The following is a 23,542-nucleotide window of genomic DNA, read 5'->3' on the forward strand; positions in this document are numbered from 1 at the left end:
TATACGTTCGACTTCGAAAGAGGGACCGATGGCAACCGAGTCACGGCCGTCGGACTCGTGGGGTATCGGACGGATCGGATCGTTTCTCGAGCGACTGGGGCCGACGTGGCTCGCCGGCGCGATCGCGGCGGGGCCGGCGACCATGGCCAGTCTGCTGGTCGCGGGCGCGAGCTTCGGCTACGCCTTACTGTGGGTGGTCGTCCTCTCGGCCGTCCTCGGTACCGTCGGGCAGTATCTCTCGATGCGGCTGGGGCTGCTCACCGAAGCGGGAATCGTCACGGTCGTCGAACGCCACCTCGGCTCGCGGTGGGCCTGGGTGCTCGTGATCGATGTCGTATTGGCTGCGGGGTTAGCACAGTTCGTGATTATGAAGACGCTCGCGAGCGTGACTGCGACAATCGTCGCTCGTGCGGGCGTCGGTATCGCTGCCTTGACCGACCCGCGACTCTGGGGCGTCGTCTGGGCGCTGGTGCTGGCCGCGGGGCTCGCGGGGGGCGGCTATCGCGTCGCGGAGGTCGGCGCGAAGGTCCTCGTCTCGGTCGTCGTCGTCGCGTTCGTCGCCTCAGCGTTCGTCGTCCCGATCGACCCGGCTGCGGCGGCGAGCGGGCTGCGACCCACGATTCCGGCCGGCGTCGACGGGGCGCTCGTCGCCGCGGGCATCCTCGGCGGCGCGGTCCACATCACGCTGTTGACGATGCAAAGCTACACGATGCGCGCCCGCGGCTGGACGCGCAGCGAGACCGACATCGCGACGTTCGACGTCATCAGTTCGATGCTCATCGCCTTCGGCGTCTTCAGCCTCGGCGTCTTCCTCGTCGCGGCGAGTGTCCTCCCGTCGGCCGGCGTCGATCCAGCGACGATCGACGGCATCGGAGCCGCACAGACGCTCGGTCCGATCGCGGGCGAGTACGCCACGTGGCTGTTTTTCGCCGGACTGTTGGGCGCGGCGGTTTCGACGCTCGGGGGCAACACGATCGTGCCACCGTACCTGCTCGCCGACAAGTTCGGCTGGAACCGGTCCGTCGGCGATCCTCGCTCCCGGGCCACGATCGTCGTCGTCGCGCTCGCCTCGGCGATCGGCCCGTTTCTCGGCGGGACGTTCTTCCAACTCCTCGTCCTTACGCTCGCGTTCGGACTCGTCGGGACGCCCTTCGCTATCGCGGTGCTCCTCGTCCTGTTGAACGACCCCACCGTCGTCCCCGAGACGAACTCGGTGCCGGCCAACGTCGGCGGCCTCGCGCTCTTCGCCGTCGCCACCGTCCTCGCCGTCGAGTTCGTCCTCGCGGAACTCGAGACGGTCACCGAGCCGCTTTCGGCGTTCGTCGTCGCCTTCGCGGCGGCGATGGCACTGGCGATCCTCGGCGTCGCCGGGCGCTACGGCCGCGATCGGATCGCCGCTCGCTGAACCGGGTCGCACGTCGGTCGCGTTCGCGACCCCGAGATCAGCCCAGAACGGCGGTAGTCACCGCGAAGAAGACGAGCACGCCGCCGGCAGTAACGGCGGCCGAGACCGTCAGCGGGAGGAGAACCCGCGCGGCCGTCCGCACCGTCTCCGTCGCCGATCCGACCGCGGTTGCGGGACCCTGACCGTCTCGTTCCATACCAGCCACGCCCACATCTTGGCCCTTGAAATTCAGTCAGACGGCTGACAGACGCCGCTGCGATTGCAGCCGCGTCCGTCTCCGTGTGGTACTCGAGCGGCCGGCCCGAACCCGTTTTTCGGACAATCGTGCCCTCAGTCGATCGCCTTCCGCATCTCGACGTGTGGGATCCCGGCTTCCGCGAACGCCTCGCCGTGGCGCTCGTACCCAAGGCTCCGATAGAAGCCGGCAGCCTGGGTCTGCGAGTGGAGTTTCAGCGCCGTGAATCCTGCATCGATGGCCCGCCGCTCGAGCGCGTCCATCAGCGCGCGGCCGACGCCGTCCTCCCGGTGGGACGCGAGGACAGCGACGCGTTCGACTTTTCCCACGCCCGCCTCGGACTCGCGCAGTCGTGCCGCGCCGATCGGTTCCGTCCCGTCGTACGCGACGAAGTGGACGGCGGTCTCGTCGTGATCGTCGTACTCCAGTTCTTCGTCGACGCCCTGCTCCTCGACGAACACCGTCCGTCGGACCGCAAAGGCGTCGTCGCGCTCGCGATCGGTCTCGGCGGCTCGAACCTCGAGATCGTCCATCGAACGGGCGTACGGCCGCTGATAACGAGTGCGTTACGACACGCGCCGCTCGAAGCGTGACTCGCCGTTTGCCGGACACGTCGGAAAGAGAATCGGGAGAGTAGAACGCTTTCGAGACCCCCCCTCGGGAGGTTCTCGAGTGCGTCAGAACGCGTCACGTTCTGACTGTCCGAACCGTCGGCGGACGCCGGCGGTTCGATGTGTGTGTGCGGCGTCGCCGCAAGCGGACGAGACCCTCTCTACGAGAGCTTCTCGATGTTCTTGACGACTTCGTCGGCGTACTCGCTGGTGGCGAGCTTCTCGGCGTCTTCGAGGTTCCGCTCGAGATCGTAGGTGACCTTGCCGGCGGAGATGGTCTCCTCGACGGCGTCGCGGACGAGGTCGGCGGCGTCGTCCCAGCCGATGTAGTCGAGCATCATGCGGCCCGAGAGGATCATCGCGGTCGGGTTGACCTTGTCCTGACCCTCGTACTTGGGCGCGGAGCCGTGGACGGGTTCGGCCAGCAGGAGGCCGTCGCCGAAGTTCGAACCGGGGGCGATGCCGAGGCCGCCGATCTGTGCGCCGGCGGCGTCGGACATGTAGTCCCCGTTGAGGTTCATCGTCGCGATGACGTCGTAGTTGTCAGTACGGGTCAGGAGCTGTTGGAGCATGTTGTCGGCGATGCGGTCGTTGACGACGACCGCGTCCTCGGGCGCTTCGCCGTCGCGCTCCTCCCAGAGGGTGTCCTCGGTGATGACTTCGTCGCCGTACTCCTCTTCGGCGACCTCGTAGCCCCAGTCGCGGAACTGGCCCTCGGTGAACTTCATGATGTTGCCCTTGTGGACCAGCGTGACCGAGTCCCGGTCGTGCTCCAAGGCGTAGTCGATGGCGCGGCGGACGAGTCGCTTCGTCCCGAACTCCGTGATCGGCTTGACGCCGATGCCGACGGGGCCGTCGTGGATGGTGCTGTCGAAGCCCATGTCCTCCTCGACGAACTCCTTGACTTCCGCGACTTCGTCGGTGCCTTCTTCCCACTCGATGCCGGCGTAGACGTCTTCCGTGTTCTCACGGAAGGTAACCATGTCCATCTGTTCCGGCTCGGAGACGGGCGACGGGACGCCGTCGAGGTAGTAGGTCGGGCGGACGTTCGCGTAGAGGTCGAGTTTCTTCCGCAGGGCGACGTTCAGCGAGCGGAAGCCGGCACCGACAGGTGTCGTCAGCGGACCCTTGATCGCGACGCGGTGGTCCTTGATCGCCTCGACGGTCTCGTCGGGCAGGTTCTCGTCATATTTCTCGCGAGCGGACTCGCCGGCGTAGAGACGCATCCAGTTGATGTCGCGACCGGTCGCCTCCGCGGCGGCCTCCAAGACCTTCTGTGCGGCGGGACCGACGTCGCTCCCGACACCGTCCCCGTAGATAATCGGAATGATCGGGTTGTCAGGAACCTCGAGTTCGTCCTCGGTTCCCTCTTTCAGCGTGATCCGTTCCCCGTCCTCGGGGACCTCGATCTTGTCGTAGCTCATTTCGTCTGTACGGTTCTTCGACGGCGGTAAAAGGTCTCCCATTTCCATCGCGGGCCGGCAAAAGTTGAACGATTCCCTGCCCTTCTTGAGTGGTTCACCGACCCGAAAACGCCCGTGTTGGCGGAAACGTCTTGCCGGGGTATGGCGGCCCTCGATACCCCCATCAAATGACGGGCATACGCACACGAAACCGGGACGGCCGTCCGCGCCTGTCGTTCGCACTCCCGCTCGACGACGCGGTTGGCGGACCGGTCTCCACGTGGCCGCCACCACGAACCGACGTCCGCCCGTCGGGTGCGTCGTTCGTACCCTCGGTCTCGCGGTGGTGTCACGGGACTCGAGTCGATACCGGCCACGTTCGACGTGGCTCGATGGCGTCTCTCACGCCACTCGGCTCCAGGCACGCGGTGGGGATAACCCGTCGCGACCGTTTCACGGACTTCGGCGGCATTACGGGTCGTTTCCTTCCCGAACGGTTGGATCAGGGAACCGTTCAGTCGCCGCGTGAGGGATGCCACCGTCGCCTGAGACCGATTGTTCGACGATCGTCGTGAGGAACATTTATTATTGACGTATCCGTGGACCGAACCATGCTTCGAGCGCCGCAGTACGCCTCGAGTCGGTGTCCGCGTTGTGACGTGACGCTGTCGAACGTGCAAGGGGTCGTCGCCTGCCCGGCGTGTAACTGGGTCGATGGGGAGCCGACGATCCGCTGAGACGGCTGCGAGTCGTCCCCAGCGTTCGTCGGAGAGACGGAACCTCTTTTTGTCGACCCATCCAACCCCGAGATATGGCCGAATCCGAGGTGGACCTCGAGTCCGAGCAGTACGAAAAGCACCGCGAAGCGGGGGCGATCCTCGCGCAGGTACGTGAAGAGACCGCCGAGCGCGTCGAGGTCGGTGCGAGCCACCTCGAGGTCGCCGAGTGGGCGGAAGACCGAATCCGGGAACTCGGCGGGCAGCCCGCGTTCCCCGTCAACATTTCCGTCGACGAGGAAGCAGCCCACGCGACGCCGTCGATCGACGACGAGACGACCTTCGGCGAGGAGATGATCAACCTCGATATCGGCGTCCACGTCGACGGCTGGCTGGCCGACACCGCCGTCACCGTCGACCTCTCGGGGAACCCCGAGCTCGCGGAGGCCTCCGAGCAGGCCCTCGAGGCCGCGCTCGACATCATCGAGCCCGGTATCGAGACCAGCGAGATCGGGGCCGAGATCGAGGACGTCATCGACGGCTACGGCTACAACCCCGTCGTCAACCTCACCGGCCACGGGCTGGGTCACTGGGAACAACACACCTCGCCGAACATCCCGAACCGCGCCGTCTCGCAGGGGACCACGCTGGAAGTCGGCGACGTCGTCGCGATCGAGCCGTTCGCGACCGACGGCGGCGGCAAGGTCACTGAGGGTGCGAGCGAGGAGATCTTCTCGCTCGAGCGCGAGGGCACGATCCGAAACCGGCAGGCCCGCCAGGCCCTCGAGCAGATCACCGACGAGTTCCGGACGCTGCCGTTCGCGACGCGATGGCTCGAGACGGACCGCCCCGAAATGGCGCTGCGCCGACTCAAGCGCAACGATATCGTCCACAGCTATCCGGTGCTCAAGGAGGACGACGGCTCCCTCGTCAGCCAGAAAGAGCACACGCTCATCATCACCGATGACGGCTGCGAAGTGACGACCGAGCGGTGACCGACTTCCTGAGGTAACGACAGCGACTCACACTCGCCGCGGCCGTCGGTAGGTTACAGGCCATCCGTGTCGGCATCGTCCGTCGGTGGCCACCGCTATCGTCGTCTTCGACCGTAACGAGGCCAGGAGAGAGTCAGAAATGACGCGACGCCCACCCGCGATCCCGTCGGTTATTGCCGTTTCGGAGCGCTGTAGAGAGCGGTCGTGAATGTGGTACTCCTATTCATGGGCTTCCACACTCAGTCACACCACGGGAGCCCGCAATCGACGAGCGACCGATCCGGCGGGCTCCGACCTGGAACAGGCCCGAATAGCGTCCTCGTCTGCCCACCACTCGTTACGCGTTGTTCATCCGCTGGCTCGAGCGGTTCCCACACCGCTGGCACTCGCTCACGCGGTACGGCTCGCGTGAGAACTGTGCGTTTTCTTGCTTGAGGCTTTCAGTTCTGATCTGGACGGACACCTCGTGGAGCGTTTCTAAGCCACACTCCTCGCAGTGTTCGGTCATCCCGTTGACGGAGTCATCAGTCGTTGCCATTACCGGATTACTTGCGGTAGCCCTATCTTAAACCCACGCTTCATTTTGAGCCGTGAGCCATCAAAACCGCATGAGGGCGGCGACTTCATTTCGAGATCGTCTGAGAGCGTTCGATACCGTTTAGATCCGGTTTTCGTGGCTTTATAGGGAAATTATGAGTCACTATTGCATGGATTTACCGACGAATTACTGGTTCGTTCCGGACCGAGTCGGCGGACTGAAACGCTTTAGGGGCACCTCGAGTGGTATCGAACATGGAACAGGTGTTCGCACCGTGGCGAATCGAGTGGGTCAGACGCGACGAACCAAACCCCGATATCGAGGAGTGTGTCTTCTGTGAACTCCCCGATCTGGGCGACGATCGGGAGAACTTGCTCGTCGCCCGAAGCGAACACGCGTTCGTCATGCTGAACAACTATCCGTACAACCCGGGACACCTGATGGTGATCCCGCACAGCCATACCGGCGAATACGCGGCTCTCGCGGAGGATGTCCTGCTCGATCATGCCTGCTTGAAACAGCGGACGTTCGACGCACTCGAGGCTGCCCTCGACCCGGACGGTTTCAACGCCGGCTTGAACCTCGGTCATGGGGCCGGTGGCTCGATCGACGACCACCTCCACACACACGTCGTGCCGCGGTGGGAGGGCGACACCAATTTCATGCCCGTGCTCAGCGACACGACGGTGATCGTCGAGGCGCTCGAGGCGACCTACGAACACGTCCACGATGCGTTCGCCGCACAGGAGGGGACGACGGTCCCCAGTGAGGGCGGTGCCGTCGTCGTCGAGTAACGGCACCGCCCGCGCGAGGGCGATCCCTGGCCCCGACAGTGGGGGACTCGCTCGAGCGCCGCTGGACGGATGGATCGGTCCCGTATCGCCACAGCCACACTGCGGGCCGGTCGACGGGATACTTGTGTTGATACTCACCATGTGTTGGATTGGCATGGATACGGGATAGTTCACACCGAGGCCGTCCCGATCACTGACCTCTCCGATGTCGACAGGGTGTCGCCGGCCCTCCGTTTCCGCGCGCTCGACGACTTCTTCGATACCGACGCGGTCACTCTCAACCGTTGGGACTTCGAGCCCGGCGAGGAGATCCACTACCACGCGCATGCCACACAGGAGCAGTCGTACTACGTCCTCGAGGGCGAGTTCTCGCTGAAACTCGGCCGCTCTGGGGAGGAAGCGTCCATCGCCGCCGGCTCGGGACGTTCTGGATCGCCAAGCCGGCAGTCGGCCACGGCCACCGCAACGTCGGCGACGGGGAGGGTCGTGCTCGCCGTCGGCGCGCCCGCGGTCGACGATCTCGGGCTCGATCCGCACGAACTCGAGGATGACGGCGACGACCGGCCACCGCGAGCCGGCGCGCCGTCAGGCGTAGTTCGAGTCGAGATAGTCGAGTATCCGCGTGGATTCGGCCATCGTCACGCCCCGATCGTCGTCGACGATGATCGGCACCTGTCGCTGACCGGATACTCGTTTGACCTCGTTTCGTTTCGAGTGCAGTCCCTCGACCCAGACGCTTTCGTAGTCGACGTCGAGTTCCTCGAGTCGATCCACGACGTGTTCACAGTACGGACAGCCCTCGAGACGGTAGAGCGTTACCATACCTCGCGGTACGGGTCGGGTCGTCAAAAGAATACGTTCCGATAATCCAGTACGCCTTCCTCGCGGACGACTGGCTCTCGACGCTTCCCGTCGCGGCCATCGAGGCCGCCGTCGCGGACCTGTAACGGGAGGCCTCGAGCCCGGGGAGCCCCGCGGTCAGGGCTCACAGTACAGCAGTCGCCCGTTGCACGTACACTCGATCCGGAGCGGCTCGTCGTAGGTCACCGAGACGTGATCCATGGCCCGGACGTAATGTCCGGGGGTTCCCGTCCGTGACCGCTCGTTGAGTTGTGAGAGCAGTCCAGCCTCGTGCAACTCCTCGACTTTCCTGTACGCCGTCGACTGGGGGAGATCGAGGGCCTCGGAGATGTCGCTCACCGTCGCCGGCTCTTCGGCGTATAGAAACACCGCTCGCGCGTCGTCGTCGCTGAGCAGGTCCATGATTCGGTGGGGGTCACACCCGAGTTCGCCGTCCCGGTCGATCCGCGGGCACCGACTCGGTTGATCGACTGTGTCGCCCATACGTCATAATTCGACCTCACCCTACTTTGCTATCGACCCCTGTTCCCGAGAACTGGGAGCCGCCGCGACCGGTCGAGTCACGAGACCGCGTCGCTATATCGGCTTTCCGAACGCGTACATCGTCTCGTGGGCCGTCACCTCGAGGTCGACGAAGTCGCCGGGCGCGATGCCGTAGTCGCTCGCGTTCTGGACGATGAGCTGTCGGTACGCGGAGTCGCGACACTTGACGGAGTCTGCGGTCCCCTCCTCGACGACGAGAACGTCCTCCCGGACCTCGCCGACCATGTCCGCGTAGGCATCTGCGACGAGGTCGCGTTTGACCGCGCTCATCTCCTTCGAGCGCTCCTTTTTCACCGTGCCGCCCAGCCCTTTCAGCTCGGCGGCGTCGGTTCCCGGTCGCTTCGAGAAACGAGTGACGTTGATCTTCTCCGGACGAGTCTCGCGGAGCAGTGCCATCGACTGCTCGTGGTCTCGCTCGGTCTCGGTCGGGAAGCCGACGATGAAGTCCGTCGACAGCGTCCAGTAGTCCAGGTAGTCGTCGAAGGTCTCGACGACCTCGACGTACTCCGCGACCTGATGCTGGCGGCGCATGTCGCCGAGCACGTCGTCGCTGCCCGACTGGACGGGCGCGTGCAGGAAGTCGTAGAGTTCGTCGTACTCGGCGAAGACGGCGGCCAACTCCTCGCGGATGCCGTGGACCCCCTTCGGGTTTGCCATCCCGACGCGGACCCGGAAGTCGCCATCGATCTCACAGATCTCCTCGAGCAGCCGGTGGAGTTTGCGGTTGCCCTCGTCCCAGCCGTAGACGCCGGTGTCCTGTCCGGTGATGCGGATCTCCTTCGCGCCGGCGTGGATCAGCGCGCGGGCCTTCTCGACGTTTTCCTCGATCGAGGGAGAGTCGATCTTGCCAGTGGCCTGCTTGGTGATACAGTACGAACAGTCTGACATACAGCCCCGCGCGATCGGGAGAATGCCGACGACGCCGTCGAGGATGGGTTCGGCGTCTGGCGTCGTCGTCGGACACTCGCCGTTGGTGACGGCTTCGGGAACCTCGTCCCAGTGGAGCACTTGGCCGTCGACGTCGGCTCGGTCGAACGCCTCACCTTGGGCGAGCGCCATACAGCCCGTGATGAAGAGATCGGCCGTCTCGTCGGCCAACTCCTCGGCCCGCCGAAGCATGTTGCGCTCGGTCTTCTCGACGACCGTGCAGGTGTTGAGGATGGCGACGTCGGCCTCCTCGGCCCCGTCGACCCGGTAGTGGCCCGCATCGCGGAGCCGGCGCTCGATCTCGCGGCTCTCCCCGCGATTCGACGTACAGCCGTAGGTTTCGATGTGATACCGGGCCATTCGCTTGAACCGTTCTCGGGGCTGGGAACGCAAAAACGCGACGGATCGGGGCCGTCGGCGAGCAGCCGGCGTGACAGCCCGCTCGTCCGCGTCGCCGTCGTCGGCCACTGCCTCGAGCGCCTCCGCGCCGACGGCGAGGACCCGGCGACCGGTCGGCGGCGGTCGCCCCGTCACAGCGTTCGTGATACCGATGGGTGTTGTCACATGGGGACTCCGAGCAGTCGCGCGAGGACGAGCACCGTAGCGATCGCCCCCAGCACCACGAACAGCGCGTTCTCGAGGTCCGGATCACCGGGCTCGATCGGCGTCGACCCGGCTTCGGGTGCGTGCTCGGCCGCGTCGGCCCCGCCGTCCGCCGTCCCCGGGCCGGAGAGGTCGATCGGGATGCGGTCGCGGCCGCCGTCCGACTCGTCGTCGACCGGCGGGCGGTCGGGCACACCCCACTCGTCGCTCGAGTCGCCGCCGGTAGACCCGTCTCCCGGTCCAGCGCTCGGCTCCGGCCCCGAGTGACCGTTCCGTCGGTCGTTTGTCGCGTCGCCGTTCCCGGGGGACTCGTCTGGCATACGCGGCCGTACTCGGCCCGGCGTCAAAAACCCGTGGTCCCATCGCGGCCCGCCATCCCGCGGACGGCTCAGAGCCGCTCGGTTCGGTCCCCGATCTCGCCGCCGTAGACGATGCCGCGCTCGGCGTCGATGGTGACGATCTCGCCGTCCTCGAGGTCCGCGATTTCCGCGTCGCTGATCATCGGCAACTCGAGTTCGCGCGCCACGAGCGCCGGGTAGCCGGTCATCCCTCGTTCGGCGTTGATGATGCCGCCGAGCCGGCTCGTGTCACCGGTGAACTCCGCGTCGAAATCGGCGGGGAGCGCGAGGATCGCGCCGTCGGGAACGCCCGAGAGGTCGCCGTCCGTCACGCGGACGACGGGGCCGGTCGACCGCCCCTCGACGACGACCTGGCCAGTCGTCAGGGTGTCCGCGGCGACGTGGACCTTCAGCATGTTCGTCGTGTTCGCCCCCTCGAGATCGGTCATCATGCCACAGAGGACGACGACGGTATCGCCGCTCTGGGCGACGCCGGCGTCCAGGGCCGCCTGCACGGCCTTCTCGACGACGGCGTCGGCACCCTGATCCGAGACGGGCGCGTACAGCGGCGTCACACCCCAGGTCAAGGCGAGCTGGCGGCGTACCGTCTGGCTGGGCGTCGAGGCGACGACCGGCACGCCCGGGCGGTACTTCGCCGTTTTCAGCGCCGTGTATCCGGACTCCGTCGCGGCGACGACCGCATCCGCGTCGATGTCCCGCGCCAGGAACCGCGCGGAGCGCGCCAGGGCGTCCGTCCGCGCGTCGCCCGACGCCGGCACCCGCTGCTCGAGCAACTCGGCGTACTCGTTCGAGCCTTCGACCTCGCGGACGATGCTATCCATCGCGTCGACGACCTCGATGGGGTGGTCGCCGACCGCGGTCTCGGCCGACAGCATGACCCCGTCGGTGCCGTCGAGGACCGCGTTAGCCACGTCGGACGCCTCCGCGCGCGTCGGCCGCCGGGCGTGGACCATCGAATCGAGCATCTCCGTCGCCGTGATGACCGGCCGTCCGGCCTCGCGACACTTCCGGATGATGCGCTTTTGGATCATCGGCACGTCTTCCATCGGACACTCGACGCCGAGGTCCCCGCGCGCGACCATCACGCCGTAGGCCGCGTCGATGATCTCGTCCAAGTTCTCGACCGCGCCGGCGCGCTCGATCTTCGCGATGATCGGGATGTCCGCGCCCTCCTCCTCCAATACTTCGCCGACCTCGTAGACGTCCTCGGCGTCCCGGACGAAACTCGCCGCGACGAAGTCGACTCCCTTCTCGGCCGCCAACTCGAGGTCCGCGCGGTCTTTCTCGGTGACGACGTCGAGGTCGAGTTCGACGCCGGGGACGTTGACGCCCTTGCGCCCGCTCAGTTCGCCGCCGGTGTCGACCCGCGCTCGAACCCCGTCGCCGTCGTGCTCGAGAACGGTCGTTTCGATCAGTCCGTCGTCGAGCAGGATGCGGTCCCCGGGTTCGACCGCGTCGATCGAGACCGAGAGTCCGACCGTCTCCGGCGTCGCCACCTCGCCCTCGACGAACCGGATCTCGGACCCGGTGTCCAGCGCCACCGTCTCTCCCTCCGGCAGCGGCGCGGTTCGGATCTCCGGCCCTTTCGTGTCGAGCATGATCGCGACGGGCTCCGTCCGCTCCTCGTCGACCGCTCGCACGCGATCGATCAGGTCGGCCCGGTCCTCGCGGCTGCCGTGGCTCGCGTTCAGCCGCGCGACTGACATGCCGGCCGCGGCGAGCTCTCGGATCGTCTCCCGATCACTCGACGCCGGCCCCAGCGTACAGACGATTTTCGCGTTTCTCATACCGGGAGCTAGCCCCAGCAGTGCCTAAAAGATGGTCACTTACTCGTGTCCGAGTACCTGTCTCGAGCCCCGCCGCCGATCCCGTCAGCTGCCACGTCAACCGTTTTCCGCGGCTCGCTCGTTCGACCCGCCATGCCCACTTACGCGACGCTCGTCGACCTCGCCGATCGGGACATCCAGAACGCACAGGACCTCGCGACCATCTGGGGCGATGTCCGGACGGAGTTCGAAGAACAGGGCGCGGACCTCCGGGACTCGTACGCCGCCCTCGGCGAACACGACTTCATCATCCTGTTCGAAACAGACGACACCGAGGCGGCCTTCAAGTCGGCGCTGACGCTCCACCGCCACGGTCTCGAGGGACAGACGATGCGGATCGTCGATACGGCCGACTTCTCGACCGTCGTCGACGAGATCTGAGCCATCGACTCCCGACCAGTACGCCACGGGTAACAGTCGCGGCGAGGCCGGCGAATAGTCCCGACCGACCGTCTAGTCCGGCGACTGCTCGAGCAGCCGGGTCACGCGCTCGCCGCTAACGACTTCGGGGATGATGACTTCGTCAGCGCCGGCCTCCTTCGCGACCGATTCGTACATCTCATCGCCGACACGGACGAGGGTTTCGGGTGTGTCGGTCGCCGCTCCGCTGACGACCGTGATCTGGATGTTGACGTTCGAGTCGTCGATCGCCGCGACGAGTTTCGTCGCACGATCGACACCTGCGGCCCGCAGCGTCTGGCTCTGTCTGGCGTCGCCCTCGACGAACAGATGCCCGTCCTCGCGGGCGCGTTTCGCGTTGTCCTCGTCGATCTCGATGACGACGACCGTACGACCCGCCTCGGCGAGTCGATTGGCGATCGTCCGCCCGAACATGCCGTAGCCACAGACGATAACGTGGTCCTCGCTGGTATCGATTCGTCGTTGCATCGTTGCTCGTGAGACCTCCGTTGGAATCCGTCCGCCGAACGTCTCGGTGACGACCGTCTCGCCGATCCACAGCCCCGAGAGGACGAGTCCGACCGTCACCACGATGGCGTAGACCTTCGTCGCCCGCTCGGGGCCGGCGTGGTCCTGAAAGTGCAACTCGATACTCGTCAGATCGAGCAGCCAGAACGCCGCCTCGAGGAGGCCGACACCGCCGAGGACCGAGAGCCCGACGACGCCGGCGACGACGACCGTGGCGAAACAGCCGATCGGAACCAGTGCGTGTCGCAGGATCGGGAGCCTTGCGAACTGGGAAACGATCCCTCGCTGCACACTCGTTTCTCGGTAGCAACTCGCATATATCTGTGCGTTAGCACAGCCGGTAGTCACGCCGCTCGACTGGTAACCGGCCTCCGAACGACGTCGGCGAGATATCGGCGATCAGGCCGCGGCTACTGGATCTTTTCGCCGAGTGCGGCGTCGCCGTGGGTCGTCAGCAGATCCGCATCGTCGCCCGCTGCGAGGATCATCCCGTTCGACTCCACGCCGAACAGCTCCGCAGGTTCCATGTTCGCAAGCAGCACACATCGCGTCCCCGGCAACTCGTCGAGGTCGTGGAGTTGCTTGATCCCCGCCACGACCTGACGGGTTTCGAAGCCGATATCCACCTCGAGGCGCGCAAGGTCGTCGGCACCCTCGATACCCTCGGCCGCTTCGATCCGCCCAACGCGGATGTCTAGGTCTTGGAAGTCCCCGAATCCGATCCGGTCCTCGAGCAGGGGCTCGAGATCTTCGGTGGCTGTCATGGCCGCGGCTTCGTCCCCGGTGGTGTCGTCGCTTTCGGTTTCCGTCCCCTCGTCGTCGGCCGCGGCGGTTGCGACGCGTTCCTCGAGTTTCGCCGTGAGTTCCGCGACGCGGTCGTCCTCGATCTTCTCGAAGAGTTCGCCCGGTTCGTCGAAGCTCCGCGGCGGGGCCTCGAGCGCGTCCTCGAGATGGGCGTCCGCGATCTCGCCGTCCTCGCCGATCTGTGCCCACAGTGCCTGGGCCTTGTCGGGGGTGATCGGCTCGAGCAGGACGGCGACGGCCTTGGCGATCTGGACGCAGTCGCGGATGACCTGTGCGGCTCGGTCGGGGTCGTCGTCGGTGAGCTTCCAGGGCTCGTTGCGCTGGATATACTCGTTGCCGAACTGGGCGAGCCGTGTCGCGGCCTGCCCCACTCCGCGCATGGAGTAATCGTTGACGCCCTCGCGTACCTCGTCGATGGCCGCCTCGATGCGCTCACGGACCTCCTCCGAGACGGTCGTCTCCGGCGTCCCCTCGTAGTTGCGGTAGGCAAAGAGCAGCGAACGGTACCAGAAGTTCCCCACCGTCCCGACGAGTTCGCCGTTAACCGTCTCCTGGAAGGCGTCCCAGGAGAAGTCGACGTCCTGCTGGAGTCCGCCGGTCGTCGTCAGGTAGTAGCGCAGCAGGTCCGGGTGGAATCCTTCGTCCAGGTACTCCTTCGCCCAGATCGCGCGGTTGCGGCTGGTCGAGAGCCCCTTCCCGTTGATCGTGATGAAGCCGGTCGCGGCGACCCCGCGGGGTTTGTTGTAGCCCGCCCCCTCGAGCATCGCCGGCCAGAAGATCGTGTGGTGTTGGATGATATCGCGGCCGATGATATGGACGATCTCGCCGTCGCCCTTCCAGACCTGTTCCCAGTCGAACGCGTCGGTTCCGTCGCGCTCGGCGTACTGCTTCGAACTCGCGATGTACTCGATCGGCGCGTCGACCCAGACGTAGAGGACGAGATCGTCGCCCGCGCTGTCGTCATCCCCGTGGGGATAGTCGATCCCCCAGTCCATGTCCCGCGTGATACACCAGTCCTGCAGGCCGTCCTCGATCCACTGGCGGGGCTGGTTGCGCGCGTTCGAGGTGCCCTCGAGCCCGTCCAAAAAGTCGGTGAGGAAATCGGCAAACGCCGAGACCTCGAAGAACTTGTGGGTGCGCTCGCGGTACTCGGCGGGATTGCCCGTGATCGTACTCGTCGGGTCCTCGACCTCGCCGGGCTCCAGGTGGCGCTGACAGCCCTCGTCGCACTCGTCGCCGCGGGCCTTCTCGCCGCAGTAGGGACAGGTTCCCTCGACGTAGCGGTCGGGCAGATACTGGTCGGCATCGGGATCGTAGGCGACCTGAATCTCCTTTTCGTAGATGTACCCTTCGTCGTCCAGTGTCCGGACGATCTCCTGGGTCAGTTCGGTGTTGGTCTCGTCGTGGGTGTGCCCATAGTTGTCGAAGTCGACGTTGAACTTCGGGAACGTCTCCTCGTACTGGTCGTGCCACTCCAGCGCGAAGTCTTCGGGATCGACGCCCTGCTGTTCGGCATTCACGGCGACCGGGGTACCGTGCATGTCCGACCCGCAGACGTAGATCGAGTCCTGCCCCAGCGTTTGGAGCGTCCGGTTGAACGCATCGGCACCGATGTACCCCCGCAGGTGACCAATGTGCAGGTCGCCGTTGGCGTAGGGCAACCCGCAGGTCACGACGGCGGGGTTCTCCGTCGGAAAGTCCTCGTGGCTCATGATGGTCACGTTGCGCTCGCGGGCGTAAAACCCGCCGGTTTCGATCGCTGCATGTGCTCCTCGGATCGCGTCTCGAGTGCTGGTTGTCGAACGATCCGAAGACGCGAATGCGGGCCTGATCTGAGAAGCTGCCGTCCCGACTCACGGATTCGACACGGCAGCGTGGGAAAGAGACGCCGTCACGCCAGCGACTCTGTCCGAGCAGAGTCGCGGACTGACGCTCCGAGACGACCGTCTTGATCGACACATCGTTCGTCGGGGGAGCGCGTTCGCGTCACCGTTGCCCGCTGTGATGTCCAGCTACTGCTGCGCACTGCCCACTCCTCCTCGAGCCAAGAGCGGACATTATTTTCATATGCCCAACGAAACAACTATTGCGACGAAGTCAGAAGATCAGCTATCAACAATGGGGTTTCGGTCATCGAGACGCTCTCGAACGGAAACTTCGTCTAACACGACGACCTCAATTAACTCGTCGAGTGTGCGAGAGTCCAAGTCACACTCTGCCGACGACATCGTGACCGCAAATCGGTCCTCGGAAGCGTCACGGGACACTGGCATGGACGCGCAGGAACGGGAAAATGCCCTCTCGGTTCGCCGGAGCACCGTCGCCGCTCATCGGGATGGGCCAGCCGGTGACACGGACACGCCTGAAAGCGTCCGGGATGTCATTTCTTCGCCGGGCCAGTCGCTGGATACGTCGATTCAGCGCGCGATGGAAGAACGGATGGGGGACCCGCTCGGGGACGTGCGGGTTCACACCGGGCCACAGGCGGCCAAGGCGTGTGAGGCAATCAACGCCCGTGCGTTTACCGTGGGGAATCACATCGCGTTCAATCACGGTGAGTACGATCCCGCCAGTCCGGACGGCCAGCACGTGCTCGCTCACGAACTCGCGCACGTCCGCCAGCAGACTGGTGGGGCGGTGTCGATGCTCCCCCAAGAGAATCTGGAGTTAGAGATCGATCCTGAGCCACAGTTAGAGCGCGACGCCGAGGAAACCGCACAGCGCGTGATGGAGGGTGGTGAGTTGGGCATTCAGCGAATGAAAGAGACGGAGGTGCACGTACAGCGGCTGGGGTTAGGTGTGTTCACTGGCTCGGGGACGAGCGAAGGGCCGATCGAGCAACTCCGGAGTCACGTCGAAGATGCCACAGCGGCGGGCGAGGAAAAAGTCGACGACTTGACGACCAAAACATACCGACTGACCAGAGACCAATTGCTGGACATGGTGGAGTCTGTCGAAACGCCGAAAGGACTAGCTGAATACCTCGAGCACCACGATATCGACGTTGCCAGTCGCATTCAGGACTCGGCGAGCAGTTCAGTCAAAGGTGCGACAAAAGGGTGGACAGTGGGATCAATGGCTGGCTCCCTTGCCGGCCCCGTCGGTGCCGTCGCCGGTGGTATCCTTGGTGTGCCGCTGGGAGCGTTCCTCACGACCAAATTCGGTGAGCAAACGGCCGGCAAAGTCCAGAACGTGATACGGAACGTACTCGGACTCAAAACCGACCAAGAGTTCGACCTTGAAACCAATACTGGTTCGGAGACCGTTGCTGGCCAAAGTAGGAGAACATAAATATGGATGCACAAATCACAGGGGAAACAGACAAACTATTAGGCCTGAGCATCATTGATAACAATGATGTTGAACATGTCCTCGATGTTCGAAAGTATGATGGTAAGATAACAGGTCACAAGCAAGATGGTTATCCAGATAAAGCAGCCAAGCGAACCCATAGCGAGGGAGAACATGTTGGTCACGCTCGCAAATACGCACAATACTACGTAGATCAAGAGACGGAGCACGACACGCTACCGTGGGATATCGACGCGGAGCGATTCGAGACGGTACGGCAGGCGCTGCAGGACCTTTCGATCGAGGACATCGAGACTTACTTCGGCGAGTTACTTGACCAGAGCTTGAGCCATTACGCGGACGACCCGGACGTCGACATCGGACATACCATACGTCCACAGTCGCTGCCTGCGGAGATGATCGGCAGTGACGATGCCGTGATGTACAAACAAGAGATCTACCTCGACGAGGACGACCGGATCGAGGCGACATCGGGTATCGGGATTATGTACTACGTNGTGACGATGCCGTGATGTACAAACAAGAGATCTACCTCGACGAGGACGACCGGATCGAGGCGACATCGGGTATCGGGATTATGTACTACGTTGCCAGGGGTGACCGAACGACAGTCTGGCACGGTGACGCGCCGGATCGAGAGCCGGATGCCAGGGTGGAGGTTTTTCCCGCGCCGCTGGTCGATCCCGCACCGTTTCGGGATTATCTCGNCGGTGACGCGCCGGATCGAGAGCCGGATGCCAGGGTGGAGGTTTTTCCCGCGCCGCTGGTCGATCCCGCACCGTTTCGGGATTATCTCGTGTACAACCTCCGGTGTCAGATTCGCGATTGCTATCTCATGATGGGCATAGAACCACCCGAAGCATACAAAGTGCTCGGGCACGGCCAGTACCGTTTCACCGGCAAATACGATAGCTTTGACCTGTATCCGCCGTACTACAATTTCGGTGCAGAGATACCCGGGTACAGTCACGAGTTCCGACCAGACCTGCCGATCACCTGGGACGAACTCGGGAGCATCGTCAGCTCAGAACGTGACCAGTCGCTGTTCGACCAAATCAAAGGGTCACTGTTCAGCAGGTGATCGCGATGAATTCCCGGGCTGCAGAGGTAGAGTCAGAAATAGGTGACTCCCCCAGTGCTGTCCAGATTCATACTGGCTCGCAGGCGATCAAGGCGTGCGAGGAACTGACGACCAAACCATACCGACTGACCAGAGACCAATTGCTGGACATGGTGGAGTCTGTCGAAACGCCGAAAGGACTAGCTGAATACCTCGAGCACCACGATATCGACGTTGCCAGTCGCATTCAGGACTCGGCGAGCAGTTCAGTCAAAGGTGCAACAAAAGGGTGGACAGTGGGATCGATGGCTGGCTCCCTTGCCGGCCCCGTCGGTACTGCCGTCGGCGGCCTTGTCGGTGTGCCGCTGGGGGCGTTCCTCACGACCAAATTCGGCGAGCAAACGGCAGGCAAAATTCAGAACGTGATACGGAACGTACTCGGACTCAAAACCGACCAAGAGTTCGATTCCGAGGACCTGACCAGCGAGGGTGACGATCCGCTGGAGGCTGAAAAGCAATGAAGGCGTCAATTTCCGCGGAGGATAGAGAATACGTGGGATTGGATGTAGTCGACAACAATGGGGAAACCCATGACCTAACACTGGAAAAAGAAGGTGGCGAGATCAAGTATCACGAACAGGACGCTTATCCAGACCATCCAGACGAGCGTACTCACAGCGAAGGAGAACACGTCAGTCACGCTCGCAAATACGCCCAGTACTACGTGGATCAAGAGACGGAGCATGACACGCTACCGTGGGACATCGATGCGGAGCGATTCGAGACGGTCCGACAGGCGTTGCAGGACCTTTCGATCGAGGACATCGAGACACACTTCGGTGAGTTACTCGAGCAGAGCCTGAGCCACTACGCGGACGACCCGGACGTCGACATCGGCAATACCACACGCCCGCAGTCGCTTCCAGCGGAGATGATCGGCGGTGACGATGCCGTGATGTACAAACAAGAGATCTACCTCGACGAGGACGACCGGATCGAGGCGACATCGGGTATCGGGATTATGTACTACNCGGTGACGCGCCGGATCGAGAGCCGGATGCCAGGGTGGAGGTTTTTCCCGCGCCGCTGGTCGATCCCGCACCGTTTCGGGATTATCTCGCGTACAACCTCCGGTGTCAGATTCGCGATTGCTATCTCATGATGGGCACAGAGCCACCCGAAGCGTACAAAGTGCTCGGGCACGGCCAATACCGCTTCACTGGCAAATACGATAGCTTTGATCTGTATCCGCCGTATTACGACTTCAGTGCAGAGATACCCGGGTACAGTCACGAGTTCCGACCCGATCTGCCGATCACCTGGGACGAACTCGGGAGCATCGTCAGCTCAGAACACGATCAGTCGCTGTTCGACCAAATCAAAGGGACACTGTTCAGTAGGTGAGCGCGATGGGCTCTCGGTCTGCATCGCGGAGGTAGAATCGGAAACGGGCGACTCCTCCAGTGCTGTCCAGATTCATACTGGGCCACAGATGACCAAGCCGTGTGAGACCATCACCGACCGTGCGTTTACGGTGGGGAATCACGTCGCGTTGAACCACGGTGAGTACGATCCCTCCAGTCCGGACGGCCAGCACGTGCTCGCTCGCGAACTCGGCCCGCCTTGATGCGGAGCCGGCCGTCCACCGAAGCCCGGGTCAGACGGTCTCCTTTCGCTTTAATCGTCGCTCGCGACAGGGACGCTCGCGCGCACCTCGAGCCGGTCCAAATCCCCGACGAAGGAGGCCAGCATCTCGCGGGTGACGTGGGGCATGCAGACGATCCGCAATTCGTCGGTCGCGGTCCGGGAGATCCGCCAGCCCTCCGCCCGCAAGGCGTCGAAGGTCGATCGCGGCACGTCGGCCGCCACCAGCGGCAGGGTTGGATCGGCGACCTCGTAGCCGCGTTTCTCGAGCGCGTCGGCGAGCCACTCGGCGTTGTTCTGCGAGCGGACGTACTGCCGGCGGTACCCCTCCGGCCACAACTCCTCCATCGCGGCGACGGCGCTGGCGACGCCCGCGCCCGATCGGGTGCCGGTCAGCGTCGCCTGGGACGTCGACTCGAGGTAGGGGGTATCGACGGCGAGTTCGTCGAGCAAGGCCGCATCGCGGACGAGCAGTCCGCCGGCGGGGACCGCGGCCTGCCCCATCTTGTGTGGATCGATCGCCATCGTATCGACTGCGGCGTGGTCGAAGTGCCAGTCGTAGTCGGTAAACGGGAGGACGAAGCCACCCCACGCGGCGTCGACGTGACACATCGCACCGACCGACCGCGCGATCTCTCCGAGTTCCGGAATCGGGTCGACCCGGCCGTACTCGGTGGTTCCCGCGACGCCGATCACCAACGCGGTGTCCTCGTCGACCGACGCGCGGACGGCCTCGAGATCGGCCCGCTGCCGGTCGTCGGTCGGGACGATCCGCAACTCGACGCCGAGCAGGTCGGCGGCCTTCCGGAAACTGAAGTGGCCGGACTCCGGCATGACGACGTTCGGCGTCCGGCCGTCGGCCCGTTCGCGGGCGATCCGGACGGCCTGAATGTTGGCCTCGGTGCCGCCGCTCGTAATATAGCCCGTCGGGTCGTCCAGCCCCGCGATTTCGCCTAACAGGGCGATCGCATCGTCCTCGAGCGCCGCGACGGTCGGATAGGTGCCGGGGTCGCCGGGGTTCGTCGCGAGAAACCGTTCGGCCGCGTCGCGCGCCGCCGGGTGGGGGTCCGTACACATCGAGGAGAGGACCCGGTCGAACGCTTGCGGCTCGATTTGCATATCACGTATGTAATCGGTCGTGGGTTTATTTGTTGTGTTTGGCGATGTTTTTCGCGGCCGGGCGTCGTCTCGCGTCGTCCAGCCGGTGTCCCGGACCGGTGCAATCGCGTCGAACGAACCCGTGTCGACCGCAGCCGGTTCGATCGGCGAGGCGAGACAGGAATCGTTTCATGACAATGTTAATAAAACGTCGACTTGAAACCCCCAGCAATGATTTCGATAGTCCCTCGAGCCGTCGAACACGGGGCCACCGCCGTCGGTGTGCTCACCTTGTTAGTGTTCGGATTCGCGCAGGGACGGGAAATCCAGCAGTACTCGCTCGATCTGCTCGTCGTTTCCGTACAGGTCGTCTTTCTCGATGCGCTGTCGTCGATGGCCGTGTTCACGTGCTTCGTGGCGGTCACCGGCCTGTTGCTGGTCCGCGAAGTATGGTCGTCGCGCGACGCCATCGAGCCGGTGACCGACGGGCCGCGGCTGACCGCCGTCGTCCCGGTGTACCGCGATCACGACGTGCTGGAGACGAGCGTCGAGAGCTTACGTGAGAGCGCGTACGACCCCCTCGAGATCGTCATTGTCGCCGAACCCAACGACGCGCCGACCCTCGATCGGGCCCGCGAACTCGCAAGCGCCTACGACCGCGTCGAGTGTCTGGTCAACGGGTCTCCGGGGTCGAAAGCGGGCGCGATCAACTACGCCGTTCGTGAGACCGATGCCGAGTATATCGCGGTCTTCGACGCCGACGAGTCGGTCACTCCCGCGTTCCTGCCGCGGGCGATGGGTGCGTTGCGCGGGGACGTAGACGTCTTCCAGGGCCGTCGGATTCCGCGGCCGAACGGCGTCATCGAGACGATCGCCTACTGCGAGCGGGTCGTCTTCCACGCGAGCTACAAGCTGGTCGAACTCTCCGGCTTCGCGAACTGCCGGAGTTCCTCAACGGTGCTAACCCGCGAGGCGTTCGACCGGGTGGGCGGCTACGACGACATGCTCACCGAGGACCTCGACTTCGCTCATAACTGCTACCGCGAGGGGCTGACCGTCAGACAGGCCCGCCAGTGTACGAACACGATGGAGGCACCACACACCCTGCGCGACCTCTGGGGACAGCGGAAACGCTGGCGCGTCGGGCAGATCGAGGTGCTCCATGCAACCGCCCTCGAGCTACTGAGCGGGGACCTCGATCGCCGCGGACTCGTCTCGATCGGCCGCATGTGCTCGAGCATGTTCGGATGCCTGTTTACGCTCGCGCTCACCTCGAAACTGCTCTTGTTGCTCGTCTTGGGCGTCGAATCGGCGTTTCTTGCCCTGGCAACGATCCTCGTCGCGACCATCGTCGGCGTCGCGTGGCGCGACGCCAGCGATGGCCGGATCGACGGCCTCCACTGGAGCGTGCTCCTTGCACCGCTGCTCTACCCCGCCTTCGGCGTCCTGACGCTCAAATCGCTGCTCGAGTACGGGCTCAGCTGGGACGGAACCTGGTACCACGTCGACAAAACGGGGTCGTAGCCGCGGGACCGACGGGGTCGCGAACTGACCGACCGCCGTCCGATGGAAAGCGTGCCTTCAAGTCCGCCGCTGCGCTACGGCCACGCATGAACCCAGGCGACCGCGTCCGCGTGGATCGCGCGGACCGCACGTACGAAGGCGTGTTGCTCCCCTCGAGCACGGACGACCAGCTCGTTGTGAAACTCGAGGGCGGGTACAACGTCGGCGTCGACCGGGACGGGGCCGACGTGGAGGTCCTCGCGGAGGACGTCTATCGGATCGACGGCACGGACGCCGCTGGCGGCGGCGAGGCCGACGCGAGTTCCGAAATCGAATTCGACGAGGACCTGCCGACGATTTCGCTGATCTCGACCGGCGGGACGATCGCGTCGACGGTCGACTACCGGACCGGCGCGGTGACGGCGCAGTTCGACGCTGAGGACGTGCTGCGGGCCGTCCCGGATCTGGCGGGCCGGGCGAACTACCGCGGTCGCGTCGTCGCGAACATCCTCTCGGAGAACATGGAACCGCCGATCTGGCAGGAGCTCGCCGACGCGGTCCACGAGGAGATCGAGGCCGGTGCCGACGGCGTCGTCGTCATGCACGGTACCGATACGATGCAGTATTCCGCGTCGGTGCTGTCGTTCATGCTCGAGACGCCGGTCCCGATCGTCTTCACCGGGTCCCAACGCTCTGCCGACCGGCCGTCTTCGGACAACGTCATGAACGCCGTCTCGGCCGTCGAGGCCGCCAAGAGCGACTGTGCGGAGGTGCTGGTCTGTATGCACGCCACCGAATCCGACGACGTCTGTGCCCTCCACCGGGGGACGCGCGTGCGAAAGAACCACACGTCTCGACGGGACGCCTTCGAGACCGTCGGCGCGGAGCCGCTGGGCGAGGTCGAGTACGAGACCGAGACGGTCAGGTTCCGGCGCGACTACCGACGGCGCGGCGACACCGCCCTCGAGCTTAGTCCCGACCTCGAGAGCGACGTGGAACTCCTCAAGTTCACGCCCGGGATGGACCCCGCGTTCCTCGATGTCGTCGACGGAAGCGAAGGGCTGGTCATCGAGGGGACCGGGCTCGGACACGTCCACACGGATCTCGTGTCGCGCATCGAGGAACTGATCGAGGACGGGACGACGGTCGTCATGACGAGTCAATGTCTCGAGGGCCGTGTCTGTGACCGCGTCTACGATACGGGGCGGGACCTGCTCGAGGCCGGCGTCGTCGAAGCCGGTGATACGCTGCCCGGGACGGCGAAAGTGAAGTTGATGTGGGCGCTTGCAAACAGCGAGAACGTCGCGGAGGCGATGGGGACCGCTCTGGCCGGCGAAATTCAGGAGCGGTCGGTCCCCTGGGAATAGGTCGCGTCCGT

The 23,542-nt window shown here is 64.5% G+C and carries 21 protein-coding genes and 4 pseudogenes; 12 read left to right on the forward strand and 13 right to left on the reverse strand.

Annotated elements, in window-relative coordinates:
- Positions 1–28 precede the first annotated feature (28 nt).
- Positions 29–1,405: an NRAMP family divalent metal transporter gene (locus C486_RS13385; RefSeq protein WP_008457000.1), complete on the forward strand. Its 1,377-nt coding sequence runs from the start codon at positions 29–31 to the stop codon at positions 1,403–1,405.
- A gap of 37 nt (positions 1,406–1,442) precedes the next feature.
- Here the strand turns inward: C486_RS13385 and C486_RS21750 are convergent, their stop codons facing one another.
- The 3 genes from C486_RS21750 to icd all read right to left on the reverse strand — a co-directional run bounded on the left by C486_RS21750 (position 1,443) and on the right by icd (position 3,675).
- Entirely contained in the window at positions 1,443–1,601 is a 159-nt protein-coding gene (locus C486_RS21750) for a hypothetical protein (RefSeq protein WP_008457001.1), read from the reverse strand.
- 134 nt (positions 1,602–1,735) lie between these two features.
- Positions 1,736–2,173: a GNAT family N-acetyltransferase gene (locus C486_RS13390; RefSeq protein WP_008457002.1), complete on the reverse strand. Its 438-nt coding sequence runs from the start codon at positions 2,171–2,173 to the stop codon at positions 1,736–1,738.
- A gap of 239 nt (positions 2,174–2,412) precedes the next feature.
- Complete coding sequence (gene icd / locus C486_RS13395) at positions 2,413–3,675, reverse strand: isocitrate dehydrogenase (NADP(+)) (RefSeq protein ID WP_008457004.1); 1,263 nt, start codon at positions 3,673–3,675, stop codon at positions 2,413–2,415.
- Positions 3,676–4,265: 590 nt separating this feature from the next.
- On the opposite strand from icd, the gene C486_RS22590 reads away from it, so the two are divergent.
- A complete protein-coding gene (locus tag C486_RS22590) occupies positions 4,266–4,391 on the forward strand; it encodes a hypothetical protein (RefSeq protein ID WP_275039791.1) in 126 nt (41 codons plus the stop codon).
- A gap of 74 nt (positions 4,392–4,465) precedes the next feature.
- On the forward strand, positions 4,466–5,365 hold the full coding sequence (gene map / locus C486_RS13400; protein WP_008457008.1) for a type II methionyl aminopeptidase: 900 nt from the start codon (positions 4,466–4,468) through the stop codon (positions 5,363–5,365).
- A gap of 337 nt (positions 5,366–5,702) precedes the next feature.
- On the opposite strand, the gene C486_RS13405 is transcribed toward map, so the two are convergent.
- Positions 5,703–5,903, reverse strand: a complete 201-nt coding sequence (locus C486_RS13405; protein WP_008457010.1) for a DUF7835 family putative zinc beta-ribbon protein — start codon at positions 5,901–5,903, stop codon at positions 5,703–5,705.
- Between the two features lie 254 nt (positions 5,904–6,157).
- On the opposite strand from C486_RS13405, the gene C486_RS13410 reads away from it, so the two are divergent.
- Both C486_RS13410 and C486_RS22340 read left to right on the forward strand, forming a co-directional pair.
- The gene (locus C486_RS13410) at positions 6,158–6,697 is read left to right on the forward strand and encodes an HIT family protein (protein ID WP_008457012.1); all 540 of its coding nucleotides are present in this window, start codon (positions 6,158–6,160) and stop codon (positions 6,695–6,697) included.
- A 141-nt stretch (positions 6,698–6,838) separates the two neighbouring features.
- Positions 6,839–7,255: pseudogene (locus C486_RS22340) on the forward strand (cupin domain-containing protein); the annotation flags it as partial.
- 27 nt (positions 7,256–7,282) lie between these two features.
- Here C486_RS22340 and C486_RS20270 read toward each other — a convergent pair.
- The 5 genes from C486_RS20270 to pyk form a co-directional block, all read right to left on the reverse strand.
- Positions 7,283–7,519, reverse strand: a complete 237-nt coding sequence (locus C486_RS20270; RefSeq protein ID WP_083866033.1) for a glutaredoxin family protein — start codon at positions 7,517–7,519, stop codon at positions 7,283–7,285.
- Positions 7,520–7,675: 156 nt separating this feature from the next.
- Positions 7,676–8,041, reverse strand: a complete 366-nt coding sequence (locus tag C486_RS13420) for a winged helix-turn-helix domain-containing protein (protein ID WP_008457015.1) — start codon at positions 8,039–8,041, stop codon at positions 7,676–7,678.
- A 93-nt stretch (positions 8,042–8,134) separates the two neighbouring features.
- Positions 8,135–9,388: a tRNA (N(6)-L-threonylcarbamoyladenosine(37)-C(2))-methylthiotransferase gene (locus C486_RS13425; RefSeq protein WP_008457017.1), complete on the reverse strand. Its 1,254-nt coding sequence runs from the start codon at positions 9,386–9,388 to the stop codon at positions 8,135–8,137.
- Between the two features lie 200 nt (positions 9,389–9,588).
- Positions 9,589–9,951, reverse strand: a complete 363-nt coding sequence (locus C486_RS13430) for a DUF7312 domain-containing protein (protein ID WP_008457019.1) — start codon at positions 9,949–9,951, stop codon at positions 9,589–9,591.
- Positions 9,952–10,019: 68 nt separating this feature from the next.
- Complete coding sequence (pyk, locus tag C486_RS13435; RefSeq protein ID WP_008457021.1) at positions 10,020–11,777, reverse strand: pyruvate kinase; 1,758 nt, start codon at positions 11,775–11,777, stop codon at positions 10,020–10,022.
- A gap of 132 nt (positions 11,778–11,909) precedes the next feature.
- On the opposite strand from pyk, the gene C486_RS13440 reads away from it, so the two are divergent.
- Positions 11,910–12,197: a GYD domain-containing protein gene (locus C486_RS13440; protein WP_008457023.1), complete on the forward strand. Its 288-nt coding sequence runs from the start codon at positions 11,910–11,912 to the stop codon at positions 12,195–12,197.
- Between the two features lie 72 nt (positions 12,198–12,269).
- On the opposite strand, the gene C486_RS13445 is transcribed toward C486_RS13440, so the two are convergent.
- The 3 genes and pseudogenes from C486_RS13445 to C486_RS22345 all read right to left on the reverse strand — a co-directional run.
- Complete coding sequence (locus C486_RS13445; protein WP_008457025.1) at positions 12,270–13,034, reverse strand: potassium channel family protein; 765 nt, start codon at positions 13,032–13,034, stop codon at positions 12,270–12,272.
- 119 nt (positions 13,035–13,153) lie between these two features.
- Complete coding sequence (metG, locus tag C486_RS13450) at positions 13,154–15,259, reverse strand: methionine--tRNA ligase (protein WP_008457027.1); 2,106 nt, start codon at positions 15,257–15,259, stop codon at positions 13,154–13,156.
- 124 nt (positions 15,260–15,383) lie between these two features.
- Positions 15,384–15,506: pseudogene (locus C486_RS22345) on the reverse strand (IS1595 family transposase); the annotation flags it as partial.
- A 312-nt stretch (positions 15,507–15,818) separates the two neighbouring features.
- On the opposite strand from C486_RS22345, the gene C486_RS13455 reads away from it, so the two are divergent.
- The 4 genes and pseudogenes from C486_RS13455 to C486_RS21055 all read left to right on the forward strand — a co-directional run.
- On the forward strand, positions 15,819–16,838 hold the full coding sequence (locus tag C486_RS13455; protein WP_008457028.1) for an eCIS core domain-containing protein: 1,020 nt from the start codon (positions 15,819–15,821) through the stop codon (positions 16,836–16,838).
- Between the two features lie 1,107 nt (positions 16,839–17,945).
- Positions 17,946–18,440, forward strand: a complete 495-nt coding sequence (locus C486_RS13465) for a hypothetical protein (protein ID WP_241432508.1) — start codon at positions 17,946–17,948, stop codon at positions 18,438–18,440.
- Positions 18,437–19,323 (forward strand): annotated as a pseudogene (locus tag C486_RS13470) (hypothetical protein). The gene C486_RS13465 and the pseudogene C486_RS13470 overlap by 4 nt, the downstream one beginning before the upstream one ends.
- A gap of 31 nt (positions 19,324–19,354) precedes the next feature.
- A pseudogene (locus C486_RS21055) lies at positions 19,355–19,534 on the forward strand (eCIS core domain-containing protein); the annotation flags it as partial.
- Positions 19,535–19,596: 62 nt separating this feature from the next.
- On the opposite strand, the gene mfnA reads toward C486_RS21055, so the two are convergent.
- Positions 19,597–20,682: a tyrosine decarboxylase MfnA gene (mfnA, locus tag C486_RS13475; protein ID WP_008457034.1), complete on the reverse strand. Its 1,086-nt coding sequence runs from the start codon at positions 20,680–20,682 to the stop codon at positions 19,597–19,599.
- A gap of 210 nt (positions 20,683–20,892) precedes the next feature.
- Here mfnA and C486_RS13480 point away from each other — a divergent pair, with 210 nt between their 5' ends.
- Positions 20,893–22,185 carry a glycosyltransferase gene (locus C486_RS13480; protein ID WP_008457036.1) on the forward strand — a complete coding sequence of 431 codons (1,293 nt, stop codon included), beginning with the start codon at positions 20,893–20,895 and terminating at the stop codon, positions 22,183–22,185.
- Positions 22,186–22,271: 86 nt separating this feature from the next.
- Entirely contained in the window at positions 22,272–23,531 is a 1,260-nt protein-coding gene (gatD, locus tag C486_RS13485; protein ID WP_008457038.1) for a Glu-tRNA(Gln) amidotransferase subunit GatD, read from the forward strand.
- The last annotated feature ends 11 nt before the right edge of the window (positions 23,532–23,542 follow it).

Origin of the sequence: Natrinema gari JCM 14663 (genome assembly GCF_000337175.1) — an archaeon.
Lineage (GTDB): Archaea > Halobacteriota > Halobacteria > Halobacteriales > Natrialbaceae > Natrinema > Natrinema gari.

Excerpts from the sequence above, each read along its gene's own strand:
- C486_RS13385 (WP_008457000.1), top strand. The coding sequence starts at position 29 with ATGGCAACCGAGTCACGGCCGTCGGACTCGTGGGGTATCGGACGGATC.
- C486_RS21750 (WP_008457001.1), bottom strand. The coding sequence starts at position 1,601 with ATGGAACGAGACGGTCAGGGTCCCGCAACCGCGGTCGGATCGGCGACG.
- C486_RS13390 (WP_008457002.1), bottom strand. The coding sequence starts at position 2,173 with ATGGACGATCTCGAGGTTCGAGCCGCCGAGACCGATCGCGAGCGCGAC.
- icd (WP_008457004.1), bottom strand. The coding sequence starts at position 3,675 with ATGAGCTACGACAAGATCGAGGTCCCCGAGGACGGGGAACGGATCACG.
- C486_RS22590 (WP_275039791.1), top strand. The coding sequence starts at position 4,266 with ATGCTTCGAGCGCCGCAGTACGCCTCGAGTCGGTGTCCGCGTTGTGAC.
- map (WP_008457008.1), top strand. The coding sequence starts at position 4,466 with ATGGCCGAATCCGAGGTGGACCTCGAGTCCGAGCAGTACGAAAAGCAC.
- C486_RS13405 (WP_008457010.1), bottom strand. The coding sequence starts at position 5,903 with ATGGCAACGACTGATGACTCCGTCAACGGGATGACCGAACACTGCGAG.
- C486_RS13410 (WP_008457012.1), top strand. The coding sequence starts at position 6,158 with ATGGAACAGGTGTTCGCACCGTGGCGAATCGAGTGGGTCAGACGCGAC.
- C486_RS20270 (WP_083866033.1), bottom strand. The coding sequence starts at position 7,519 with ATGGTAACGCTCTACCGTCTCGAGGGCTGTCCGTACTGTGAACACGTC.
- C486_RS13420 (WP_008457015.1), bottom strand. The coding sequence starts at position 8,041 with ATGGGCGACACAGTCGATCAACCGAGTCGGTGCCCGCGGATCGACCGG.
- C486_RS13425 (WP_008457017.1), bottom strand. The coding sequence starts at position 9,388 with ATGGCCCGGTATCACATCGAAACCTACGGCTGTACGTCGAATCGCGGG.
- C486_RS13430 (WP_008457019.1), bottom strand. The coding sequence starts at position 9,951 with ATGCCAGACGAGTCCCCCGGGAACGGCGACGCGACAAACGACCGACGG.
- pyk (WP_008457021.1), bottom strand. The coding sequence starts at position 11,777 with ATGAGAAACGCGAAAATCGTCTGTACGCTGGGGCCGGCGTCGAGTGAT.
- C486_RS13440 (WP_008457023.1), top strand. The coding sequence starts at position 11,910 with ATGCCCACTTACGCGACGCTCGTCGACCTCGCCGATCGGGACATCCAG.
- metG (WP_008457027.1), bottom strand. The coding sequence starts at position 15,259 with ATGAGCCACGAGGACTTTCCGACGGAGAACCCCGCCGTCGTGACCTGC.
- C486_RS13455 (WP_008457028.1), top strand. The coding sequence starts at position 15,819 with ATGGACGCGCAGGAACGGGAAAATGCCCTCTCGGTTCGCCGGAGCACC.
- C486_RS13465 (WP_241432508.1), top strand. The coding sequence starts at position 17,946 with ATGAATTCCCGGGCTGCAGAGGTAGAGTCAGAAATAGGTGACTCCCCC.
- mfnA (WP_008457034.1), bottom strand. The coding sequence starts at position 20,682 with ATGCAAATCGAGCCGCAAGCGTTCGACCGGGTCCTCTCCTCGATGTGT.
- C486_RS13480 (WP_008457036.1), top strand. The coding sequence starts at position 20,893 with ATGATTTCGATAGTCCCTCGAGCCGTCGAACACGGGGCCACCGCCGTC.
- gatD (WP_008457038.1), top strand. The coding sequence starts at position 22,272 with ATGAACCCAGGCGACCGCGTCCGCGTGGATCGCGCGGACCGCACGTAC.